The sequence below is a fragment of the endosymbiont of Ridgeia piscesae genome, assembly GCF_001443665.1.
GTDB classification, from domain to species: domain Bacteria; phylum Pseudomonadota; class Gammaproteobacteria; order Chromatiales; family Chromatiaceae; genus Endoriftia; species Endoriftia persephonae.
The window spans coordinates 41,408-60,133 of record NZ_KQ557128.1; the positions used below are offsets into that span (position 1 = coordinate 41,408).

16 protein-coding genes and 2 pseudogenes are annotated in these 18,726 nt (G+C 59.5%); 15 read left to right on the forward strand and 3 right to left on the reverse strand.

The window, feature by feature from the left end; genetic code table 11:
• Positions 1-21 precede the first annotated feature (21 nt).
• Positions 22-405, reverse strand: coding sequence for a hypothetical protein (locus Ga0074115_RS08315; protein WP_060528409.1), 384 nt, complete (start codon positions 403-405; stop codon positions 22-24).
• Between the two features lie 132 nt (positions 406-537).
• On the opposite strand from Ga0074115_RS08315, the gene Ga0074115_RS08320 reads away from it, so the two are divergent.
• The 11 genes and pseudogenes from Ga0074115_RS08320 to Ga0074115_RS08365 all read left to right on the forward strand — a co-directional run bounded on the left by Ga0074115_RS08320 (position 538) and on the right by Ga0074115_RS08365 (position 13,202).
• A complete protein-coding gene (locus Ga0074115_RS08320) occupies positions 538-1,575 on the forward strand; it encodes a hypothetical protein (protein WP_232432990.1) in 1,038 nt (345 codons plus the stop codon).
• 8 nt (positions 1,576-1,583) lie between these two features.
• Positions 1,584-1,904, forward strand: coding sequence for a winged helix-turn-helix domain-containing protein (locus tag Ga0074115_RS08325; RefSeq protein ID WP_057955582.1), 321 nt, complete (start codon positions 1,584-1,586; stop codon positions 1,902-1,904).
• A gap of 86 nt (positions 1,905-1,990) precedes the next feature.
• A complete protein-coding gene (locus Ga0074115_RS08330; protein WP_157292713.1) occupies positions 1,991-2,839 on the forward strand; it encodes an HDOD domain-containing protein in 849 nt (282 codons plus the stop codon).
• A gap of 278 nt (positions 2,840-3,117) precedes the next feature.
• The gene (locus tag Ga0074115_RS08335) at positions 3,118-4,884 is read left to right on the forward strand and encodes a SulP family inorganic anion transporter (RefSeq protein WP_057957105.1); all 1,767 of its coding nucleotides are present in this window, start codon (positions 3,118-3,120) and stop codon (positions 4,882-4,884) included.
• 63 nt (positions 4,885-4,947) lie between these two features.
• Positions 4,948-5,628: pseudogene (locus Ga0074115_RS08340) on the forward strand (response regulator transcription factor); the annotation flags it as partial.
• Positions 5,618-6,871 (forward strand): sensor histidine kinase, encoded by a 1,254-nt coding sequence (locus tag Ga0074115_RS08345; RefSeq protein WP_057957106.1) that lies wholly within the window; start codon positions 5,618-5,620, stop codon positions 6,869-6,871. The pseudogene Ga0074115_RS08340 and the gene Ga0074115_RS08345, both read left to right, overlap by 11 nt.
• A 253-nt stretch (positions 6,872-7,124) precedes the next feature.
• Positions 7,125-9,082, forward strand: a pseudogene (locus Ga0074115_RS08350) (SLC13 family permease).
• A gap of 99 nt (positions 9,083-9,181) precedes the next feature.
• Positions 9,182-9,337: a hypothetical protein gene (locus Ga0074115_RS16460; protein ID WP_198295057.1), complete on the forward strand. Its 156-nt coding sequence runs from the start codon at positions 9,182-9,184 to the stop codon at positions 9,335-9,337.
• A 134-nt stretch (positions 9,338-9,471) separates the two neighbouring features.
• Positions 9,472-9,999: a hypothetical protein gene (locus Ga0074115_RS08355; protein WP_057957107.1), complete on the forward strand. Its 528-nt coding sequence runs from the start codon at positions 9,472-9,474 to the stop codon at positions 9,997-9,999.
• A gap of 249 nt (positions 10,000-10,248) precedes the next feature.
• Positions 10,249-12,105 (forward strand): DUF4382 domain-containing protein, encoded by a 1,857-nt coding sequence (locus Ga0074115_RS08360; protein ID WP_232432991.1) that lies wholly within the window; start codon positions 10,249-10,251, stop codon positions 12,103-12,105.
• Positions 12,106-12,260: 155 nt separating this feature from the next.
• Positions 12,261-13,202, forward strand: coding sequence for a metallophosphoesterase (locus Ga0074115_RS08365; RefSeq protein ID WP_057957214.1), 942 nt, complete (start codon positions 12,261-12,263; stop codon positions 13,200-13,202).
• Between the two features lie 58 nt (positions 13,203-13,260).
• Here Ga0074115_RS08365 and Ga0074115_RS08370 read toward each other — a convergent pair whose 3' ends face one another.
• A complete protein-coding gene (locus tag Ga0074115_RS08370) occupies positions 13,261-13,752 on the reverse strand; it encodes a CDP-archaeol synthase (RefSeq protein ID WP_057957213.1) in 492 nt (163 codons plus the stop codon).
• 171 nt (positions 13,753-13,923) lie between these two features.
• On the opposite strand from Ga0074115_RS08370, the gene Ga0074115_RS08375 reads away from it, so the two are divergent.
• Positions 13,924-14,649, forward strand: coding sequence for a hypothetical protein (locus Ga0074115_RS08375; RefSeq protein WP_232432992.1), 726 nt, complete (start codon positions 13,924-13,926; stop codon positions 14,647-14,649).
• Positions 14,650-14,675: 26 nt separating this feature from the next.
• On the forward strand, positions 14,676-15,020 hold the full coding sequence (locus Ga0074115_RS17315; protein WP_232432993.1) for a hypothetical protein: 345 nt from the start codon (positions 14,676-14,678) through the stop codon (positions 15,018-15,020).
• Between the two features lie 287 nt (positions 15,021-15,307).
• Here Ga0074115_RS17315 and htpX read toward each other — a convergent pair whose 3' ends face one another.
• Positions 15,308-16,165, reverse strand: a complete 858-nt coding sequence (gene htpX, locus Ga0074115_RS08380; protein ID WP_005958739.1) for a zinc metalloprotease HtpX — start codon at positions 16,163-16,165, stop codon at positions 15,308-15,310.
• Between the two features lie 112 nt (positions 16,166-16,277).
• On the opposite strand from htpX, the gene Ga0074115_RS08385 reads away from it, so the two are divergent.
• Positions 16,278-17,333 carry a methyltransferase domain-containing protein gene (locus Ga0074115_RS08385; protein ID WP_060528412.1) on the forward strand — a complete coding sequence of 352 codons (1,056 nt, stop codon included), beginning with the start codon at positions 16,278-16,280 and terminating at the stop codon, positions 17,331-17,333.
• Positions 17,302-18,183, forward strand: coding sequence for a paraquat-inducible protein A (locus Ga0074115_RS16255; protein ID WP_198295058.1), 882 nt, complete (start codon positions 17,302-17,304; stop codon positions 18,181-18,183). Before Ga0074115_RS08385 ends, Ga0074115_RS16255 begins: the two co-directional genes overlap by 32 nt.
• Positions 18,184-18,726 lie beyond the last annotated feature (543 nt).

The window sequence follows — 18,726 nt, forward strand, 5'->3', positions numbered from 1 at the left end:
CCAACCTACTTAGCTGGCTAGCTATCTGTCGTTTGCCTTCACTACCACCTTGCCGCCCTCGCCATCCAGACCGGCAGAAAGGGTGAAATCGACTTGCTCATGGGTCGGCTGCCAGCTCTTGCCGTCGTAGCTGAGCCACTGTTTGTAGAGATAGAGTTCCCGCTGCAGGCTGACTTGGGTGTTAGCGCCAGCCTTCTGTTGCAGCATTGAACCGTCGATCACCAGCTCCACCGGAAAGGTTTGGCCGGCAGGGATGTGCAGTACATAGTCAGGGCTGTCGGGTGTACCGTTGCCGATCTCTACAACGGGCAGTTTCGCCATCTCAGCGCTGCTGGGCGGTGCCATTGAAGCACAGCCGCTGATTCCCAGTGCCAATAGCATTGTGCTCAGTACCATCTGTTTCATCTGTCATCTCCTGATTTGAGTGGTGTCGATCGGTCTGATCAACGCTTGCAGAGTCCATTCGAGGTTGTACTCTGTGTTTCAGAGTAATACACTCTGAAACACAGAGCAAGAATCGGACTGGAGGTATCAGTGATGGAGAAACAGAGCCATCCCGAGCAGTTGGATGCGATCTACAGCATGATCTCGAGGGGCCAGCAGAGTGTGCGTATGGACCCCCATACGCTGTTGATCTGGGGGGGCGCCGGTGGCTTTCTTGCCATCTTTACCGATCTGCTGATCACCGATGCGCGTTTCCCGGAGCGGTGGTCCCAGGCGCTGGCGGTATTTCTGCTGGTGGGAGGTGTGCTGACCACGGCGGGGCTGTTCGACTATCGTTTCACCCGCAGGCTGCGCTGGCGGCAGGATCGGACCTTATCCTTCGTGCAGCGCCAGCTCACCAAGGTGTGGTGGATTCTGATGGGGCTGGGGGTGCTGATGTCCGTGGCCACCATGTTCTACGGCGGTGGCTACATGATCTTCGCCGCCTGGATCTTCCTGGTTGGCCTGGCGCTGGTGATCCACGGGCTCTTCTCTGAACAGCCGCTGGAGTGGTATGGGGCTTCGATGATGTTGGCGAGTGTGTTGCTGCTGGCGCTGGGGGCCGACTATCAGCTCACCCAGTGGTTTGCGGCGGCGCTGTTCGGGGCCGGGATGCCCCTACTGGGGCTAATCCTGCGCTATCAGCCGCAGATGCGGCGTCTGGTGGCTCTATCGGCCCTGGTGGGGTGGGGGCTGCTGGTGTGTCTGATGGCGGAAGCGGGTTATCAGATGACCCGGGTCTCCTTCGATTCCCAGGCTGAGCCTATCCGGCTGGCCGATTTTGCGGTTGATCAGGCCAGAGGCGAGCAGATTGTTAGCCTGCCGGTTGGCTCTCCGGTGCCGCTCTATCTGACCTGGGAGGGCAACCTGTTGCAGAGCAGTGAGCTGGAGCCGATTCCGCTGCGCTTGAGCCAGCCGTTGGAGATCCTGATGAGAGACGGGGTGCCCGAGGGGCACTACCGAATTGGTGGTGGTGAGTGGAAGGAGATCTCGTATAATTTCCGCGTCCCCAGGCTGACTATCCAGGCACTCATCGACAAGGAGACAGGGCCGAGAATCGATACCTCTTTGCGGGTCGAGATCGGCGAGTAGCGCTCTGCATGAGCATCCACGAACAGTCTCAACCCGCCCAGCTCGACCGGCTGCTGCATCAGCCGGTGCGCACCCGCATCGTCGCCTATCTGGCCGGGCGTGATGAGGCCAGCTTTACCGAGATTAAGAAGGCGCTTGGCCTTACCGACGGCAATCTGGAGGCGCACATGAAGAAGCTGGTGGCGGCGGAGTACATCCAACCCCACAAGCTGGACGATTCTCCCCGCAGCCAGACCATCTATGCCCTGACTGAAACTGGCCGGGCGGCGTTTCAAAGCTATGTGGAGGCGCTGGAGCAGTTGATCGCTCTGAGTGGTCTGCCTGGGTAGAGGCCCCCTAACATGCGGTTTCAGATAAATTATCCCGATCAATAGCCGCTAACGTGACTAGATCAACTTAGAGGGAGCTACATTTGGTGTCGTACGAGTTTTTGCTGTCCAAAAATCAACTTCGCCAAGCTTATAAAACGATTAAAGGGATGAGCGTCCCGAACATGCCGGACGTTGTGGTTAAGGTCAACCAGGAAATTGGACGGCAAAATACCAGTCCCCATAAGGTGGCGGAACTGATCACGAGCGATATTGCGCTAGCAGGAAACGTTCTAAAATTAGCCAACTCCCCTCTTTATCGCCGCAGGGCGGAGATACAATCAGTTGAGCATGCCACTATGATGCTTGGACTGACGAACCTGAAGAACTTGGTTATCGCTTCGGCCTTCAAACGCGCTTTGGCGAACAACAACGCTGACTATCGACAGATAGAGGAAGACTCACAGATCATTGCACACTGTGCTTCAGGAATTGCGGCTATGGTCGACGATGTCGCACCGGAGGACGCCTACCTTAGTGGTTTGTTTCATGACGCAGGCATGGTGCTGCTGGCGCAGAAATTCGGGGATTATCTGGGGTTTATGGAGAAATGGGAGGATGATCCCATCGGAGTGATCGCCGCAGAGGAAGAACAATTCGGAACCAATCACTGTGTTGTGGGATTTATGTTGGCTAAGCATTGGGAACTACCCGAGTCGGTCTGTTATGCAATTAGCCAACACCACTTGAGATGCTGTGATCACATAGAAGATCCGCACCTGCGTGGGCACATCGCTGTCTTAAAGCTTGCTAACTATCTCCTGGCAAGCACCGTTACTACCAATACTGTTGATGATATGCCGGACAATTGGGTGGTATACCGAGAGACGGCGATCAAGGAACTCGCGCTCGATCACGAATCCGTAAATGAAATACGTTCACTCTGCTCCCTATAGTGGGCTTGGTCTATGACCTTGAGTTCTGCCAGCAGATGACGTGCCAGCAATGCCGGGAGGCGTTGTAAAATAACCTTCGTCCCTTGCGGCTGGCTGATGTCGCGCTCCAGCAAGAGCCCGCGGTAGAGTTTGACAAAGGCTGGCGTCACATCTGGACGCTCTCCGTGTCAGAGACTCCTTAACGAATTATTCACATATGTAACGGTAGACTACTATCCGTATGCTCCACATCTTTCGGTGTGGTGTATCACAAATAGTGAAGTTGTTGAGAAGGTTATATGACACAAGATTTTGCACACGGCCTTGCCCTGAGGCTGTTTCCGTTCCTGCGCTGGTGGCCGCAGGTTGATTCCACGACGTTGCGCAGCGATCTGCTGGCTGCGCTGACCGGGGCTGTGGTGGTGCTGCCCCAGGGGGTGGCTTTTGCATCCATTGCCGGGATGCCGCTGGAGTATGGCCTCTATGCAGGGATGGTGCCGGCGATTATCGCCGCCCTGTTCGGTTCCTCGCGCCACCTGGTGTCGGGGCCGACCACGGCGGCGTCTATCGTTCTCTTCTCTGCCTTGAGTGTCTATGCGGAGCCGGGCAGCGCCGATTATGTCACCCTGGCCCTGACCATGACCCTCATGGTGGGGGTGCTCGAGTTGGTGCTTGGATTGGTTCGTATGGGGGCGCTGGTCAATTTCATCTCCCATTCGGTGATAGTCGGCTTCACTGCCGGCGCGGCGATTCTGATTGCGGCCAAGCAGCTGAAGAATTTCTTTGGGGTGGAGATGCCGAGAGGCGGCCATCTGCATGAGATCCTCTATCATTTCTGGCAGCAGATCCCCTCAATCAATCCCTATGTGTTATCGGTGGCGGTGATCACCCTGCTCTCAGGGCTGGCGGTGAAGCGCTGGTTTCCCCGCTTCCCCTACATGATTGCGGCGATGCTGGCCGGCGGCTTGACGGCAGCATGGTTGAATCAGCTGTTCGGCGCCGATGTCACCGCGATCAAGACGGTGGGCGCCCTGCCGCAGAGCCTGCCGCCTCTCTCTAGCCCCGATCTCTCGTTTCAGACGATCCGTGATCTGGCCCCCTCTGCGCTGGCGGTGACCCTCTTCGCCCTCACTGAAGCGGTCTCCATCGGTCGTTCCATCGCCGCCCGCAGCGGCGATCGTATCGATGGCAACCAGGAGTTTATCGGCCAGGGGTTGTCCAATATCGTGGGCAGCTTCTTCTCGGGCTATGTGGCCACCGGCTCTTTCAACCGTAGTGGCCTCAACTATCAATCGGGCGCGAAGACACCCCTGGCTGCGGTATTTGCCGGCCTGCTGCTGGTGGTGATCGTACTGCTGGTGGCCCCTTATGCGGACTGGCTGCCCAATGCGGCGATGGCCGGCATCTTGTTCATGGTTGCCTGGGGTCTAATCGACTTCAAGGAGATCCGGCATATCCTGAAGGGCAGCCGCCGGGAGACGGCGGTGATGGTGGTTACCTTCTTAGGCGCCCTGTTCCTAGAGCTGGAGCTGGCAATCTTCGCTGGCATCCTGCTGTCGCTGGTGCTCTATCTGGAGCGGGTCTCCCGCCCCCGTATCGTCAGCCGGGCCCCCAATCCCATGCTCTACAAGAGTGCCTTCTCTAGTGATCCGGGGCTGCCCCAATGCCCTCAGCTGAAGATCCTGCGCATCGACGGCTCGCTCTTTTTCGGTTCGATCAACCATGTGCAGGATGAGTTTGAACGCATTCGTGAACAGTCACCGGCCCAGACTCATCTGGCGATCGTGGCCAACGGTATCAACTTTGTTGATATCAGCGGCGCTCAGGCGCTGGCCGATGAGGCGCGAAAACGGAAGGGGATGGGTGGAGAGTTTTATATGATTCACGTCAAGCAGGGGCTGTGGGATGCTCTGGAGCGCTTTGGTGCTCTCGATGTGATCAATCCGAATCATATCTTCCAGTCCAAGACGGACAGCATTCGCGCCATCTACCAGAAACTGAATCGGGAGATCTGCAGGGGCTGCGACAAGCGGATCTTCCGGGAGTGTAAAGACATCTCAAAGTAGACAAAATGGTGCTGTGTCTGTTGGCGGGATAAACAAGGGGAGCTAACTGGCCCGAGGAGGGAAATGTATATTCTGGTGATCGAAGACAATCCGGACCTGGTGGCCAATCTCTACGATTTTCTTGAGCCACGGGGTTATGTGGTAGACGCGGCAGGCAGCGCCCGGGGTGGTTTGAATTTTGTTCAGGAGAAGGTCTACGACGCCATCATATTGGACCTGACGCTGCCGGACATGGATGGCCTGGAGGTCTGTAAACGTTTGCGCGATTCCGGATGCGACACCCCGGTGTTGATGCTGACCGCCCGCGATACCCTGGATGACAAGCTGGAGGGGTTCGCCAGCGGGGCCGACGACTACCTGGTGAAGCCCTTCGCCATGCAGGAGCTGGATGCTCGCCTGAAGGCCTTGGTGCGGCGGGTGAGCGGTGATCAGTCCCGCGAGTTGCTGCGGCTGGCCGATCTGGCGTTCGATCCTGCCACTCTGCAGCTGGAGCGGGACGGTCGTTCGATCTCCCTGCCGCCGATTCCGCTGAAGATCTTGGCCCTGCTGCTGCGGCAGTCTCCCCGGGTGGTCCCACGGCGTGAGATCGAACGGCGCATCTGGGGGGATACGCGCCCCGACAGCGATGCCTTGCGCGCCCATATGTCAGTGCTGCGTGCGGCGATCGACAGGCCTTTCGACAAACATCTGTTACGCACGGTACACGGTATCGGTTACCAACTGGTCGCACCCGATGAGATTCAGGGCCAGCCTGCGCTATCGTGTCGCCCTGGCCTTTACCCTGCTGGGCATGCTGGTGAGCGTGGGGCTGGCCGGCTCCCTCTATCTACTCGCCATCGATATGGAGGCGCGGCTGATCGCTGAAACGCTCTCTGCGGAACTCGAAGATTACATGGTGCGCTTCGAGGCCGACCCCAGGGCGCTGCCTCCCGCGAGTACGATGATTCATACCTATGTGTTCCTGCCCGACATGATGGGCGTGCCGGAGGTGTTGCGAGAGCTGCCAGCCGGCCTGCATCAGGTGCATATGGAGGGCAAGGAGTACTACGCAGAGGTGCGGCTCAACGACGAGCGCCATTTCATCGTCTTGTACGATGCCGAACAGATCCGGCATCGGGAGAACCAATTCGAGCTGTTCCTCGGCATCGGTATGCTGGTCATGACGCTGGCGTCGGCGCTGCTCGGTTTCTGGCTGGCGAGGCGGGTCATCTCTCCTGTAAGGGAGTTGGCGGCGCGCGTCTCCATGCTCTGTCCTGAGGCGCATGGCGCGCCACTGGCCGGGGATTTTCCGCATGATGAGGTGGGCACCCTGGCCAGTGAGTTCGACGCCTATTTGCAGCGCTTGGCCGCCTTCATAGAGCGTGAACAGTCGTTTACGGCCGATGTCAGCCATGAACTGCGCACGCCGCTGGCGGTCATTGAAGGCGCGGTCGACGTGCTGCTTGAAGATCCCGGTATGGATGCAGCCCGGCGTTCCCGGGTCGAACGCATCGCCCGCTCTGCTCATGATATGTCTGAACTGGTCACGGTGCTGCTACTGTTGGCCAGGGAAGAACGGGGCGATAGGGTGGCGGAGTATGACTGTGCGGTAGGCGAGATGCTGCAGCAGGTGGTGGAGGAGCATCGGCACCTGTTGCAGCGTAAATCGCTGGAGATAAAACTGGATATCCAGGCGCAGATGAGTCTGTCAGTCGCCTGTCCCATGTTGCGTGTGGTACTCGCCAATCTTATCCGCAACGCCATCGCCTATACCGATCGGGGGCAGGTGCATGTCTCTCTGGATGGGGCGGGTATATCGGTGAAGGACACCGGCATCGGTATCTCCGAGGAACAGATGCAGCGGATATTCGACCGCTACTATACCGGTCCGACCGGCGGTGAAGGTATCGGGCTCTCCCTGGTGAAACGCATCTGTCGGCGCTACGGCTGGAGTATCGATATAGAGAGCCACGAGGGGCTGGGCACCATCTTCCGGCTCTCGTTCTGAGCTGCATCGAGAGGGTGGAGGGTGGTTTGCCGGGATCGCCGATCGGTCCGGGAATCCGGTGATGCTTTCCGCTTGCCTGCCAGCCTCATCTGCCTGCCTATCACGAATCCTTAGCATCTCCTTAGCTTTTTCTTAACGTTCATATAGCTAGCATAAAGTCGTCTTCTTGCCGCTGGTGCGGCGGGATTGAGCGGATTTTTGCTGGGCTGACAAAGGAGGAAAGGTCTTGATCTCACTTGCCGATGAGGAGCGCATGGTCGCGCAGGCCAAGGGCCTGGATCGCAAGCAATGGATTGCGGCCGCGATATTCGCGGTTATCGCCCTCTACATGATAAAGGTGGTGCCCAGTATCGAGATCGCCTGGGTTAGCGGCCTGCTGCTCTTTACCATCTATCTATTCGCCTTTGAGGTGGTGGGCGTGGATGTGGCCGCCACCACGGTGATGGTGTTATTGGGGCTGACCTCTCTGCTGGCGCCCGTCATGGGGCTGGCACAGGGTCTGGTCGACACCCAGCATCTGTTCGATGGCTTCTCCTCCAATGCGGTGATTTCGATCATCGCGGTTATGATCATCGGCGCCGGTCTCGACAAGACCGGCATCATGAGCCGGGTGGCCAGCTTCATCCTGAAGGTCGGTGGCAGCGGTGAGGCGCGCATCATCCCCATCATCTCCAGCACCGTCGGTGTCATCTCCTCGTTTATGCAGAATGTCGGCGCCGCCGCGCTGTTTCTGCCGGTGGTCTCACGTATCTCTGCCTGTTCCGGGCTACCGATGTCACGCCTGCTGATGCCGATGGGGTTCTGCGCCATTCTCGGCGGCACCATCACGATGGTGGGATCGAGTCCCCTGATCCTGCTCAACGATCTGATTCTCACCTCCAACCAGGCGCTGCCAGCGGAACAGCAGATGACGACCTGGTCGCTCTTCTCCGTCACCCCAGTGGGGCTGGCCCTGGTGGCGACCGGCATCATCTATTTCGTATTGGCCGGTCGGTTTGTGCTGCCGGCTAGCGGGAACGAGAGCAGCACCAGTGGCTCCGATCCGATGAAGTATTTCCAGGATGTCTACGGCATCAACTATTCCCTGTCGGAACTGGTGGTGCCGGACACCAGCCCTCTGGTGGGTAAGCGACTGGATGATGTGGAGACCAAATACCGGGTGCGGGTGATCGCCAGTAAACGTCTTGGCGAGGAGACCCGAGTCGGTCCGGGCACCCTGGCCCGCACCACCGAGATCCAGAGGGGGATGGTGTTGGGGCTGGTGGCCGACCCCTGTGATCTCAACCACTTCATCGAAAAGTATGCTTTGAAAAAGCGCCAGGGGCTGCGCAGTTTCGCCGAGGCCCTGGCTCCCACCAAGGCCGGTATCGCGGAGGTGGTGATACCGCCCGGTTCCAGTCTGATCGGCAAGAGCGCCCGTGATGTCTGGATGCGCAAGAGCTATGGCCTGGCGATGGTTGGTCTGCACCGCAACGGCAAGACGCTGCATGAGGGTGATGAGATCCGCAACATCCCCTTTCAGGCCGGCGACACCCTAGTGGTGCATACCGCCTGGGATGCCCTGACCCGCATCGAGAAGGACCGCAACTTTGTGCTGGTGACCACCGAGTATCCCCATGAGGAACTGCGTCCGCAGAAGATCGGTTATGCATGTTGTTCTTTTCTGTTGCTTTGGGACTGGTGTTGTTCACCGATCTGCGCCTCTCGGTGGCACTGCTCACCGGCGCTATAGGCATGGTGCTCTGCGGGGTGCTCAGCATCGAAGAGGCCTACGAGGCCGTGAGCTGGAAGACGGTGTTCCTGCTGGCCTCACTGATCCCCCTAGGGTTGGCGGTCGAGACCACCGGTACGGCAAAGTGGATCGCCGAACAGGTGCTTGAGGTGGTGGGGCAGATGCCGATCTGGGTGATCCAGGCGGCGGTGGCGCTGCTGTCGACCTTCTTTACCCTGGTGATGTCGAATGTGGGTGCCACGGTGTTGTTGGTGCCGTTGGCGGTGAATATTGCCATCGGCGCGGATGCCGACCCCGCCGTATTCGCCCTGACCGTGGCCATCGCCACCTCCAACTCCTTTCTGATCCCGACCCATCAGGTCAACGCCCTGATCATGGGGCCGGGTGGTTACCGTGTGCCAGACTTCATGCGCGCAGGCGGCATCATGACCCTGCTGTTCTTGGTGGTGATGATGCTGATGATGAATGTGGTCTTCTGAGGGAGTGCTGGGTTCGGTCTTGAAGTCTCTCGTCTTGAAGTCGGCCGGGCGCTCAGCGGGGTATCAAGTATTGTCCACTTCAAGTGGAGTGCATGGGTGATGGACAAGAGATTCAAACGACTGCGCAAGCCGTTGATCCTGGCGGCAGTGGTGATCTGGATTGGCTATGTCTTTCTGGCCAATGGCGCAGGAGCGGGTGTTATGACAATGATGTTTCTGCTGCTGATGATCACAGCTATGAATATCGAGTTTTGAGACGGCCGGTACCGGATGATGCGTGTGCAGTGTGCGTGGAGCTCGGCAACCGTTCCTGGCAGTGCCGTTGATGTGCTGCTACTGGTTGATTCATCGGGTCTGTTTTTTTATCGACGGAATCCGCGGAGAGAAGCATGTTGAAAGGCATCAAAGAGATATTGAAGACGATGGGCGAGGCGTTGACCTATGCGGATGCTGGGGAGATGCTCCTTGCGGAACAGAAGGCCGAGGTGCTGGCCCGTTCCACGCGATCCATTCCGGGCATAGCCGATACAGTGCAGCCCAGTGTGGTCTTGGCCGGCGATGAGGTATTTGGCCCCGTGGCGGTGGAGCGTGCGATTGCCTTGTGTCGTGAGAAAAATGCGATGCTGGATCTTCTTTACGTCTCGCCACAAGGTGGTACGGCAACCATCGGTTTGGCGGAGGTGTTGACTCGCCTGGAAGGGGAGATCGATCTGGATTTCCAGGTGATACGCCGGCATGGTGATCTGCTCATCGAGCTGGACAACCATCTTCGCACGTGCCAAGCGGTTCATGAGGTCGTGCTCGATGTCAGCGAAGGCCTTCGCTCTCGAGCCGAAGCGTACCGGTGCACCGAACAATGGCCTCGAACCTCGAGTCGCCCGGAAGCGGTGCTGACGGACGATGCAGTCCATGTCTGATGGTTGAGGCCGTCGTGAATTCATCCCTGGAGGCTTGATGGTAGCATCCTGTTGCCGATACCTCGACAATCAGACAGATCACCACCAATCATTTGGTGACCGGGTCGATAATCTCCCAACCAGCGGCTTGTGATGGATGTCACGCCGCCGTACTCAATCCCTGTCAACCGATCTCCTTCAGCTGCGTTGTTCTGACTACAGGCGTCGATCCGGTCGCCTTTGAGTCAGTTCAAACAGAGGAGAACTGTTGTGGGTAGCAAAGATTTCAGTGTTTTTAAGGCAGGTGGCGCGGCGTTGCAGCGCTTCTTGCAGTTGGGTTCATTGCTGGCAGCGATCGGCTTTGCCGCACTGCTGGGTGGCTGTGGTGGTGGCTCGGTCGAAGGGGAGAGCGGTGATGTCTGGGTCGGTCTGACCGATGCGGCGGGCGACTTCGCTACCTATACCGTAGATGTTACCGCTATCACCTTGAAAAAGGCCAACGGCGTGGTGGTGGAGACCCTGCCGCTGCAGACTACCGTCGACTTCGCCCAGTATGTCGATATGACCGAGTTCCTCACCGCCGCCACCGTGCCATCGGGCTTCTATGTGGCGGGCACCCTGTCGCTCGACTATAGCAACGCAGTGATCCAGGTGGAGAACGCGGCGGGTGAGATCGTCGATGTGGATCGGCTGATCGACAGTGACGGCAACCCGGTCACCAGCCTGGATGTGGAGGTCAAGCTGGAGGAGCACAACCGGCTGCTGATCGCCCCCGGCATCCCCGCCAATCTGACCCTCGACTTCGACCTCAACGTCTCCCACCGCACCGAGTTCGGCAGTGAGGTGGTGAGCACCATCGAGCCGGTGCTGATCGCTGAGGTGGATGCCGAGCGGCCCAAGCCCCATCGGGTGCGCGGTCCGCTAAAGCAGGTCGATGAGGCCGCCGGTAGTTACACGGTCGTGATGCGTCCGTTCCATCATCGTCTGAGCAGTGACGAACGTTTCGGCACCCTGCAGGTGCAGACCACCGATGCGACGCTGTTCGAGATCGATGGCCAGAGCTACACCGGTGCAGCAGGGCTGAGCGCACTGGCGGCGATGCCGGCCTTCACTGCCACCATCGCGGTGGGCGATCTGAAGTTTGGCCCGCGCCGCTTCGAGGCGACTGAGGTCTATGCCGGCTCCAGCGTGCCCGGCGGCGACAGCGACGTGGTCACTGGTGATGTGGTCACACGTAGCGGCGACATCCTCACTGTCAAAGGTGCGACCCTGGTGCGTAGCGACGGCAGCGTGATCTTCCGTGACCAGGTGAGCGTGACCCTGGGTGACAACACCCAGGTGAAGAAGCAGCTCTCCAGCGGTGACTTCAGCAAGGATGAGATCTCGGTCGGTCAACGGCTGCGGGTCTTTGGCACTCTCACCGAGACCACCCCCGGCAACCTGGTGATGGATGCCAGCGAGGGTCTGGTACGGATGCACCTGACCACTCTGCGTGGCACTGTTGCCGAGAATAGTGTGGACGGCTTCGCTATGGTGGTGGACCGCTTCAGCCATCGCAAGGCCGAAGCGTTCGACTTCAGCGGCACTGGCCTTACAGCGGAGCAGGATGCCGATCCCAACCACTACGAGATTGATACCTCGAGCCTCAACACCTCCAGCTTTACCATCGCCGCAGCAATGCGGGCACGTGGCTTCGTCACCCCCTTCGGCAGTGCCCCGGCCGACTTCACCGCCCAGACCCTGGAGGATCTCTCGGCTCTGCCCGCGGTGCTGGTGGTGAGCTGGGATCCAGCCAGCGCCGCCGGGGTGAGCATTGTCGACCAGAGCCTACTGCTCAACCTGGAAGGGATGGGGCGTTTCCACCACATCAGCCAGGCCGGTGCGCGTATCGACCTGCTGGGGCTGGAAGGTGACTTCATGGTGGTCCAGGGCTCCAATGAAGTGGGCCTCTACTCGATCGTCCAGCCCGATGGACCGGTGGCGCTGCACACCAGCTTTGCCGCGTTCCTCGCTGATCTGCAGTCACGCCTCAACAACGGTGCCGCAGTGCGGCGGCTGCTGGCTCCTGGTAGCTATGCTGGGGAGATGAGCCATGCTGCGCGGCGGATGATCATCCAGGTCGAATAATCGATCTCATGTTGGGCGTCAGCGGGCGGCTCAGGCCGCTCGTTTTTTCTGCTTATGGAGGACGCACAGCACTGCCGCATCAAATCCCGCAACCTTTGTTCCGTAATCGTGATTCGAAGCTGGTGAAGAGTCCGCTTCCGGGTTAGATTTGAAGCATGGAGCAGGAGATCAGGCAACAGTTGGAACAGCGCCTTGGCAGGCTGCATGCTCGCCTGCGGCTGGGTATTGAGGAGGAGACCAAGCCCAGGGTCTTCGGCAACGGCATCAACTTTTTCCACCCGGAGAACTGGTATTCGGTCCACTCGCTGATCCGTAACAGCCTGCGCCTGGTGGGGCTCTATCGCCGGGGGCTGCGCAACACCCTCGATATCCAAGTGCGCCGTCACGAGGTGATGATCAAGGGACTGTCGCCAGAGTTCGATGGCTACACTCTGCTGCAGCTGAGCGACATCCATGCTGATATCTACCCCCCGGCGGTCCACGCGATGGTTGAGACGGTGCGGGAGCTGGAGTACGACGCCTGCGTGCTCACCGGCGACTACCGCGCCCAGACCCATGGGCCGGTGGAGGCGGCAATCGAGTGGATGGGTGTGCTGATGAGCGGGTTGCGCCAGCCGGTTTACGGGGTGCTGGGAAACCATGACAGTGTCACCATGCTGCCGGCGCTGGAGGCGATGGGCATCCGCATGCTGCTCAACGAACATCAGTGCATTGAGCGGGGAGAGGAGCGAATCTATCTGGTGGGAATCGATGACGCTCACTACTACCGGGTCGACAACATCGAGAAGGCGGCCCACGCGATCCCGCTGGAGGCGGTCTCGATCCTGCTCAGCCACACCCCGGAGATCTATCGTCAGGCGGCCCATGCCGGGTTTAATCTGATGCTCTGCGGCCATACTCACGGTGGCCAAATCTGTCTGCCGGGCGGTATTCCCATCACCCTCGATGCCAAGTGCCCGCGCTACATGGGCTCAGGCCCCTGGGACTACAATGGCATGTGTGGCTACACCTCCGTCGGCACCGGTAGCTGCATAGTCAACGTGCGCCTCAACTGCCCGCCGGAGGTAACCCTGCATCGGCTGCGAGCCGCCCCATAGATAGGTCGGACCGCGCCCCACATCATCCTTCCATTATGCGCGGCGGCCACGGGACGCCCTAATAGGGGTGGCGCCGGATGTGCAACCAAAACAGCACCCTGGAGAGCAACAACTCGGCGATGAAGAAGAGCACAACCAGTAGCGCCAGCTGTGTCAGCGGCAGCTCGATCAGCAGCCGACAGGCGAGTAGCGGAAGCAGCGATTCGGGGACCTGATCCAGGCCCAGCGCCATGCTGCTCGAGGGCATCCCCAGACGCCGCTTGATGAAGCTGGAGCTGATGTCACCGAGCATCGCAAACAGGGCGATGACCAACCCGAGCTGCCAGCCCAGACCGAGCAGCAGTGATACCAGCGGTGTCAGCAGCAGTGCTGCGATGACGCCACGCCAGGTCTTGGAGGGGCCGAGCAGAGGGTGGTCGCTGGCGAGCCTATGGCCTCCATCGATCGGGTGGTTGAAGCTCGAGCGCAACAGCTCCCGCGCCAGCAGCGGGGCACCGTTGGTCGTCAGCAACAGCAGTAGCAGCAGGAGTTGGTCGGTTGTGATCCACATAGGCAGGCTCCTCATGGGACAGTCTAACCGGACGGCCTGACAAGTCTATCGGGGCAGGCCCGTCCCCCTGTCTGCTGACTGTAGATAAAACTGACCCTGAACAATGACCTACAGGTGGATTATGTTAGTCTGACTCAGTCATATGCGTGCAGTTGAGGCGGAGCCTGCAAGATGAAAGCTGTTTTCTACCAGATGTCGCTGATTGTTTCTCTATTGGTCCTTCCGCTGTCATTGCTGGCTGACCCCCTACCCTGGGAGGGCCTGATGCAGGATGGCAGCCGAATCTCCATCGACCCGCAAACCAACAAGGCGAGTCGCAGCGCGCAAGGCGAGAGTCAGCCGCTCTGGGACGGGGTGCACCAGCTCGACAACGGCGCGGTGATCATCGTGCGTGACGGGGTGGTGGTGATGGATGCGGCGTTGTTGGAGTCCCATGAGCGACAGCAGCGGGAGATGGAACAGGTGGCCTGCATGCAACTGGTGCGTAAGGTATGTGGGATCCACAATGAGTGCCAGAAGCATCCCGCCTGTGATCCGGCAAGGCAGCTGCTGTCCCTGGAGAAGGAAGAGTTAAGCAACCGCGGGCTCAACCCGATTTGGCAGGGTGTGGAACTCGACAGCCGTCGCCTCTGTCTGGATGCGCTCAATAACGAGAACTATTTCCAGGTCTGTACCAAGCGGCGCAGTACCAACCGGAAGAGCCCCTGTCAGGCGTTGCAGAAGCAGGTCTGCGGCAGCCGCGGCCAGTGCGCACGCACCCAGGCTTGCGATGCGGCGCGGCAGCTGCTCGGCATGGAGCGGGAAGAGCTGGTACAGGTGCCGAGCGGGTTGACCCAGAGTGGTGCCGAGTGCCGTGAGGCGATGGAGGAGGGGCGTTTCTTCAAACCCTGTGAGTAGCCTCTTTTAGTGCCACAGTTGGCTGCATGGCAAAAAATAATCCGTGCAGCCGGCGGCAGCTGCTATGCTCTTCGGTAGATGCTGCTCCCCTCTTTGAGCGTCTCCAGAACCTGAATCTCTCTGATTTTCATTGGCTCAACGGCCATCGGGGCGGCGGAGAGTACCATCATGTCTGCCAGCTTGCCTGCTTCCAGGGTGCCCTTGCGAGCTTCCTGAAATTCTGCCAGGCGGCATCTGCGGTAATCGCACGCATCGCTTCAAACGGTGTAATGCGCTCTTCTGGCCCCAGCTCCTTAGCGCTGGTAGTGACCCGGTTGACGGCGCTCCAGGCAACATTGCGCATTTCGATGCCGGCGATCGGCGCATCGTGATGCCGGGTGATTTTTAAGTTGCGATCGCGAGCCGAGCGGGCGGGGGCGATGCGCGCCGCCCCATGCCGAGAAAGGCGCCAGCGGCTGCGCTGCCCTTCAGGAATTCACACATTCACGCCGGGTCAACTCCAGCCCCGCGTTGTCCAGCATGTCGATGAGAGTCGAGTTACAGGCGCAGCCGTAGTGAATATGCTCAGATATGGGGTTTCCCTTTGTGATTCTTGATTCCAGAGGGCTATTTTACACCTCACCCCGCCTTGCTCTCATGCCGGCTGGACGGGGTGGCCTCACCCTCGACCGTAGGCGGCGTTCTCCAGGCGGCGGATACGCTCCTCCAGGGGCGGATGGGTGGCGAACAGCTGCGCCAGGTTGCGCCCGCTGAGGGGGTTGACGATGAACAGGTGGGCTGAGGCCGGGTGGCTCTCTGCCTCCGGCATCGGGATCCGTTGGCTCGCCTGCCCCAGCTTGCGCAGGGCGCTAGCCAGCCACAATGGGTTGCCGCAGATCGCCGCGCCCTCGGCATCCGCCACATACTCCCGGGAGCGGGAGATCGCCATCTGGATCAGCGAGGCGGCGATCGGCGCCAGGATCATCATCAGGATCGCCGCAAACGGGTTGCTGTTCTCCCCGTCGCTACTGCGCATGCCAAACAGCATTGCGAACTGTGCCATGTTGGCGAGCATCGCGATCGCCCCGCCGATGGTGGCGGCAATCGCCATGGTCAGGGTGTCGCGGTGTTTGACATGGGCCAGCTCGTGGGCCATCACCCCGGCCAGCTCTTCCCGGCTCATCATGCGCAGCAGACCGTGGGTGGCGGCCACCGCCGCGTGCTGTGGATCGCGCCCGGTGGCGAAGGCGTTGGGGGCCTGCTCTGGCAGTAGGTAGACCTTGGGCATTGGCATCCCAGCGCGGCTGGAGAGCTCACGCACCACATCATAGAGCACCGGCGCTTCGGCCGGGCTGGCAGGCTGGGCGCGATAGATCTTCAGCACCAGCTGGTCGGAGTACCAGTAGGAGGCGAAGTTCATCACTGCGGCCAGGATCAGGGCGATCACCAGCCCGGTCTGGCCGCCCATTGCCTGCCCGGCCACTAGTAGCAGCCCGGTCAGCGCCGCCAGCAGCAAGGTTGTGCGGATTCCACTCATAATTCTGTGTTTGCTCCATTCGACTGAGGCTTGGATTCGTAATAATGTGGGCCGCCCTAATCCTTTTCAAGTGGGCGACACGATGAGTTCAGGCCCGGGAGTATGAAGATTCATGAAAGATTCGGTGAAGGCCTATTACGGCCAAGAGCTGCAGGGCAGTCACGATCTCAAGACCAATGCCTGCTGCACCGATGCGCAGATGCCACAGCGGCTGCGCAAGGCGCTGGCGAATGTGCACGACGAGGTGATGGCGCGCTACTACGGTTGCGGCCTGGTGGCGCCCGACCTGCTGCAGGGGATGCGCATCCTCGACCTGAGCAGCGGCTCCGGACGCGACTGTTACGCGCTGGCGCAGATGGTCGGTGAGAACGGCTATGTGCTGGGGGTCGACATGACTGAGGAGCAGTTGGCGGTGGCGAATCGCCATCTCGACTGGCACCGGGAGCGTTTTGGCTATGCCCGCAGCAATGTGGAGTTCCGTCTCGGTCACATCGAACAGCTTGATATGCTGGGTCTGGAGGATGAGAGCTTCGATATCATCGTCTCCAACTGTGTGATCAACCTTTCCCCCGACAAGGAGGCAGTGCTGCGCGAGGCCTACCGGCTGCTCAAGCCTGGCGGCGAACTCTACTTCTCCGATGTCTACGCCGACCGCCGCGTGCCCCAGGCGCTGCTCGAAGACCCAGTGCTCTATGGTGAGTGCCTGAGCGGCGCGCTCTACTGGAACGACTTTCAGAACCTGGCGAAAAAGGTGGGCTTTGCCGACCCGCGGCTGGTGGAAGACAGGCCGATCACCATCGACAACGCCGATATTGAGCAGAAGATCGGCCACATCGGCTTCTGGTCGGCCACCTACCGGCTGTTCAAGCTGGAGGGGCTGGAGCCGGCCTGCGAGGACTACGGCCAGGCGGTGGTCTACAAGGGGGGCATCGAGGGCAGCGAGGAGTCGTTTCTACTCGACGGCCATCATCTGATCCAGAAGGGCAAGATGTTCCTGGTCTGCGGCAACACCTACCGGATGCTCAACGAGACCCGCTTCCGCGATTATTTCGACTTCTATGGGAGTTGGCAGACCCACTTCGGCATCTTTGACGACTGCGGCAGCAGCACCCCCTTCGGTGAAGGAGAGGCGGGTGATGGTGGCTCCGGCGGTGGCAGTTGTTGTTGAGCCGATAGTGAGCCGAGCCTATATCTGGGCGGCGATCGCTGCGCTGGCGCTGTTTCTGCTGCTGTGCAGTTGGCTGACCTGGCAGCAGGCCCATGCCTACGAACGGGAGACGCTCTATATCGTGCAGCAACTGGAGGCCGGCAACCGGCTGGAATCGGTGGGACGGGAGTGGCTGGAGACGCTGACTTTGGGACTCTACGACAGCAGCGAAGCGGAGTCGCAGCAGACGCAGGGGTTGTATCAGCACAAGCAACTGCAGCAGGCCTACAAGGAGTCGGTAGAATGGCTGCTGGCAGCCTTTATTCTCACCGCGGCAGGGCTGTTTCTGCTCAGCTGGCTGCTGAATCGGCGCTGGATCGACCTGGGCTACATGATGCTGTTGGTGGCGCTGATCTCGCTGTTGGTCGGGCTGACCACACCGATCCTCTCGGTGGAGGCGAGCAAGGAGCTGCCACTGCTGGGAGAGACGGTGTTCCAGTTCAAGTCGAAGGGCATCCTTTCCACCATCGGCGCGCTGTGGCAGAACGGCAATCTGTGGTTGACGTTGCTGCTGTTTCTGTTCAGCGTGGTATTGCCGCTTCTCAAGACCCTGCTGGTGACCATTACCCTGTGGAATTCAGAGCACCACCTAATCCGTCGCGGCCTGCATTTCAGCCACCAGATCGGTAAATGGTCGATGGCGGATGTCTTCGTGGTGGCGATCCTGGTGGCCTACTTTGCCAACAGCGGCCAGGACCTGACCGAGGCCGAGGTGCAGGTCGGGCTGGTCTACTTTGCCGCCTATGTGGTGTTGTCACTGCTCGGCACCCAGCTGGTGGTGCGACAGCTCGCCGCCACTAAGCTGGGCTGATCCTTGATGGCTATCAGTCGCCTTGAGATTGGTACAGCGGTTGTGGAACGAGGCTTCGGTCAGTCTGGCCGCCCGCAGCTGGCTTGGTTCAGTCAGCGCATTATCGTGTCCCTGTGCCAATGCTGTTTATGCATTCCGCTCCATGATGTCTTATTCCAATCTCGGCAGTCTATGAAAGGTTTGGATAAACGCATCTAACCTGCGGGTAATCTATTGCCAACGCTCCTGGGAATGCTCCTGGGATTGATATCGTGGCTTAAATGCACTAAAATCGCCTGGTTCTGCGGCGTTCATCTTTCTCTCCTTAATGTTTCCTCCTGCCGATAGTTGCCGCATTCAAGATCAGGTGGAGTAGTTTCCACTGTAATCATCGCGCACCGCCAAATGCGCTAGTGCGCTAGTTGTCCGATGAGCGGCGACGCGGCGAATGTCGATATTTCTGCACAAGGATGCAGAGAGAAAAAGCATACGCAACGCTGCCGCAACCGGGATGCTAATCGTATGGATTGTGGCGTATCCATATGCAACGGAATTGACCCTTCA

What these genes read in the sequence shown, in the direction of transcription:
- Ga0074115_RS08370 (WP_057957213.1), bottom strand. Translation starts at nt 13,752, where the DNA reads ATGTGGATCACAACCGACCAACTCCTGCTGCTACTGCTGTTGCTGACG.
- Ga0074115_RS16255 (WP_198295058.1), top strand. Translation starts at nt 17,302, where the DNA reads ATGGTGGCTCCGGCGGTGGCAGTTGTTGTTGAGCCGATAGTGAGCCGA.
- Ga0074115_RS08325 (WP_057955582.1), top strand. Translation starts at nt 1,584, where the DNA reads ATGAGCATCCACGAACAGTCTCAACCCGCCCAGCTCGACCGGCTGCTG.
- Ga0074115_RS08385 (WP_060528412.1), top strand. Translation starts at nt 16,278, where the DNA reads ATGAAAGATTCGGTGAAGGCCTATTACGGCCAAGAGCTGCAGGGCAGT.
- Ga0074115_RS08355 (WP_057957107.1), top strand. Translation starts at nt 9,472, where the DNA reads ATGTTGAAAGGCATCAAAGAGATATTGAAGACGATGGGCGAGGCGTTG.
- Ga0074115_RS17315 (WP_232432993.1), top strand. Translation starts at nt 14,676, where the DNA reads ATGGCAAAAAATAATCCGTGCAGCCGGCGGCAGCTGCTATGCTCTTCG.
- Ga0074115_RS08320 (WP_232432990.1), top strand. Translation starts at nt 538, where the DNA reads ATGGAGAAACAGAGCCATCCCGAGCAGTTGGATGCGATCTACAGCATG.
- htpX (WP_005958739.1), bottom strand. Translation starts at nt 16,165, where the DNA reads ATGAGTGGAATCCGCACAACCTTGCTGCTGGCGGCGCTGACCGGGCTG.
- Ga0074115_RS16460 (WP_198295057.1), top strand. Translation starts at nt 9,182, where the DNA reads ATGGACAAGAGATTCAAACGACTGCGCAAGCCGTTGATCCTGGCGGCA.
- Ga0074115_RS08315 (WP_060528409.1), bottom strand. Translation starts at nt 405, where the DNA reads ATGAAACAGATGGTACTGAGCACAATGCTATTGGCACTGGGAATCAGC.
- Ga0074115_RS08345 (WP_057957106.1), top strand. Translation starts at nt 5,618, where the DNA reads ATGAGATTCAGGGCCAGCCTGCGCTATCGTGTCGCCCTGGCCTTTACC.
- Ga0074115_RS08335 (WP_057957105.1), top strand. Translation starts at nt 3,118, where the DNA reads ATGACACAAGATTTTGCACACGGCCTTGCCCTGAGGCTGTTTCCGTTC.
- Ga0074115_RS08375 (WP_232432992.1), top strand. Translation starts at nt 13,924, where the DNA reads ATGAAAGCTGTTTTCTACCAGATGTCGCTGATTGTTTCTCTATTGGTC.
- Ga0074115_RS08365 (WP_057957214.1), top strand. Translation starts at nt 12,261, where the DNA reads ATGGAGCAGGAGATCAGGCAACAGTTGGAACAGCGCCTTGGCAGGCTG.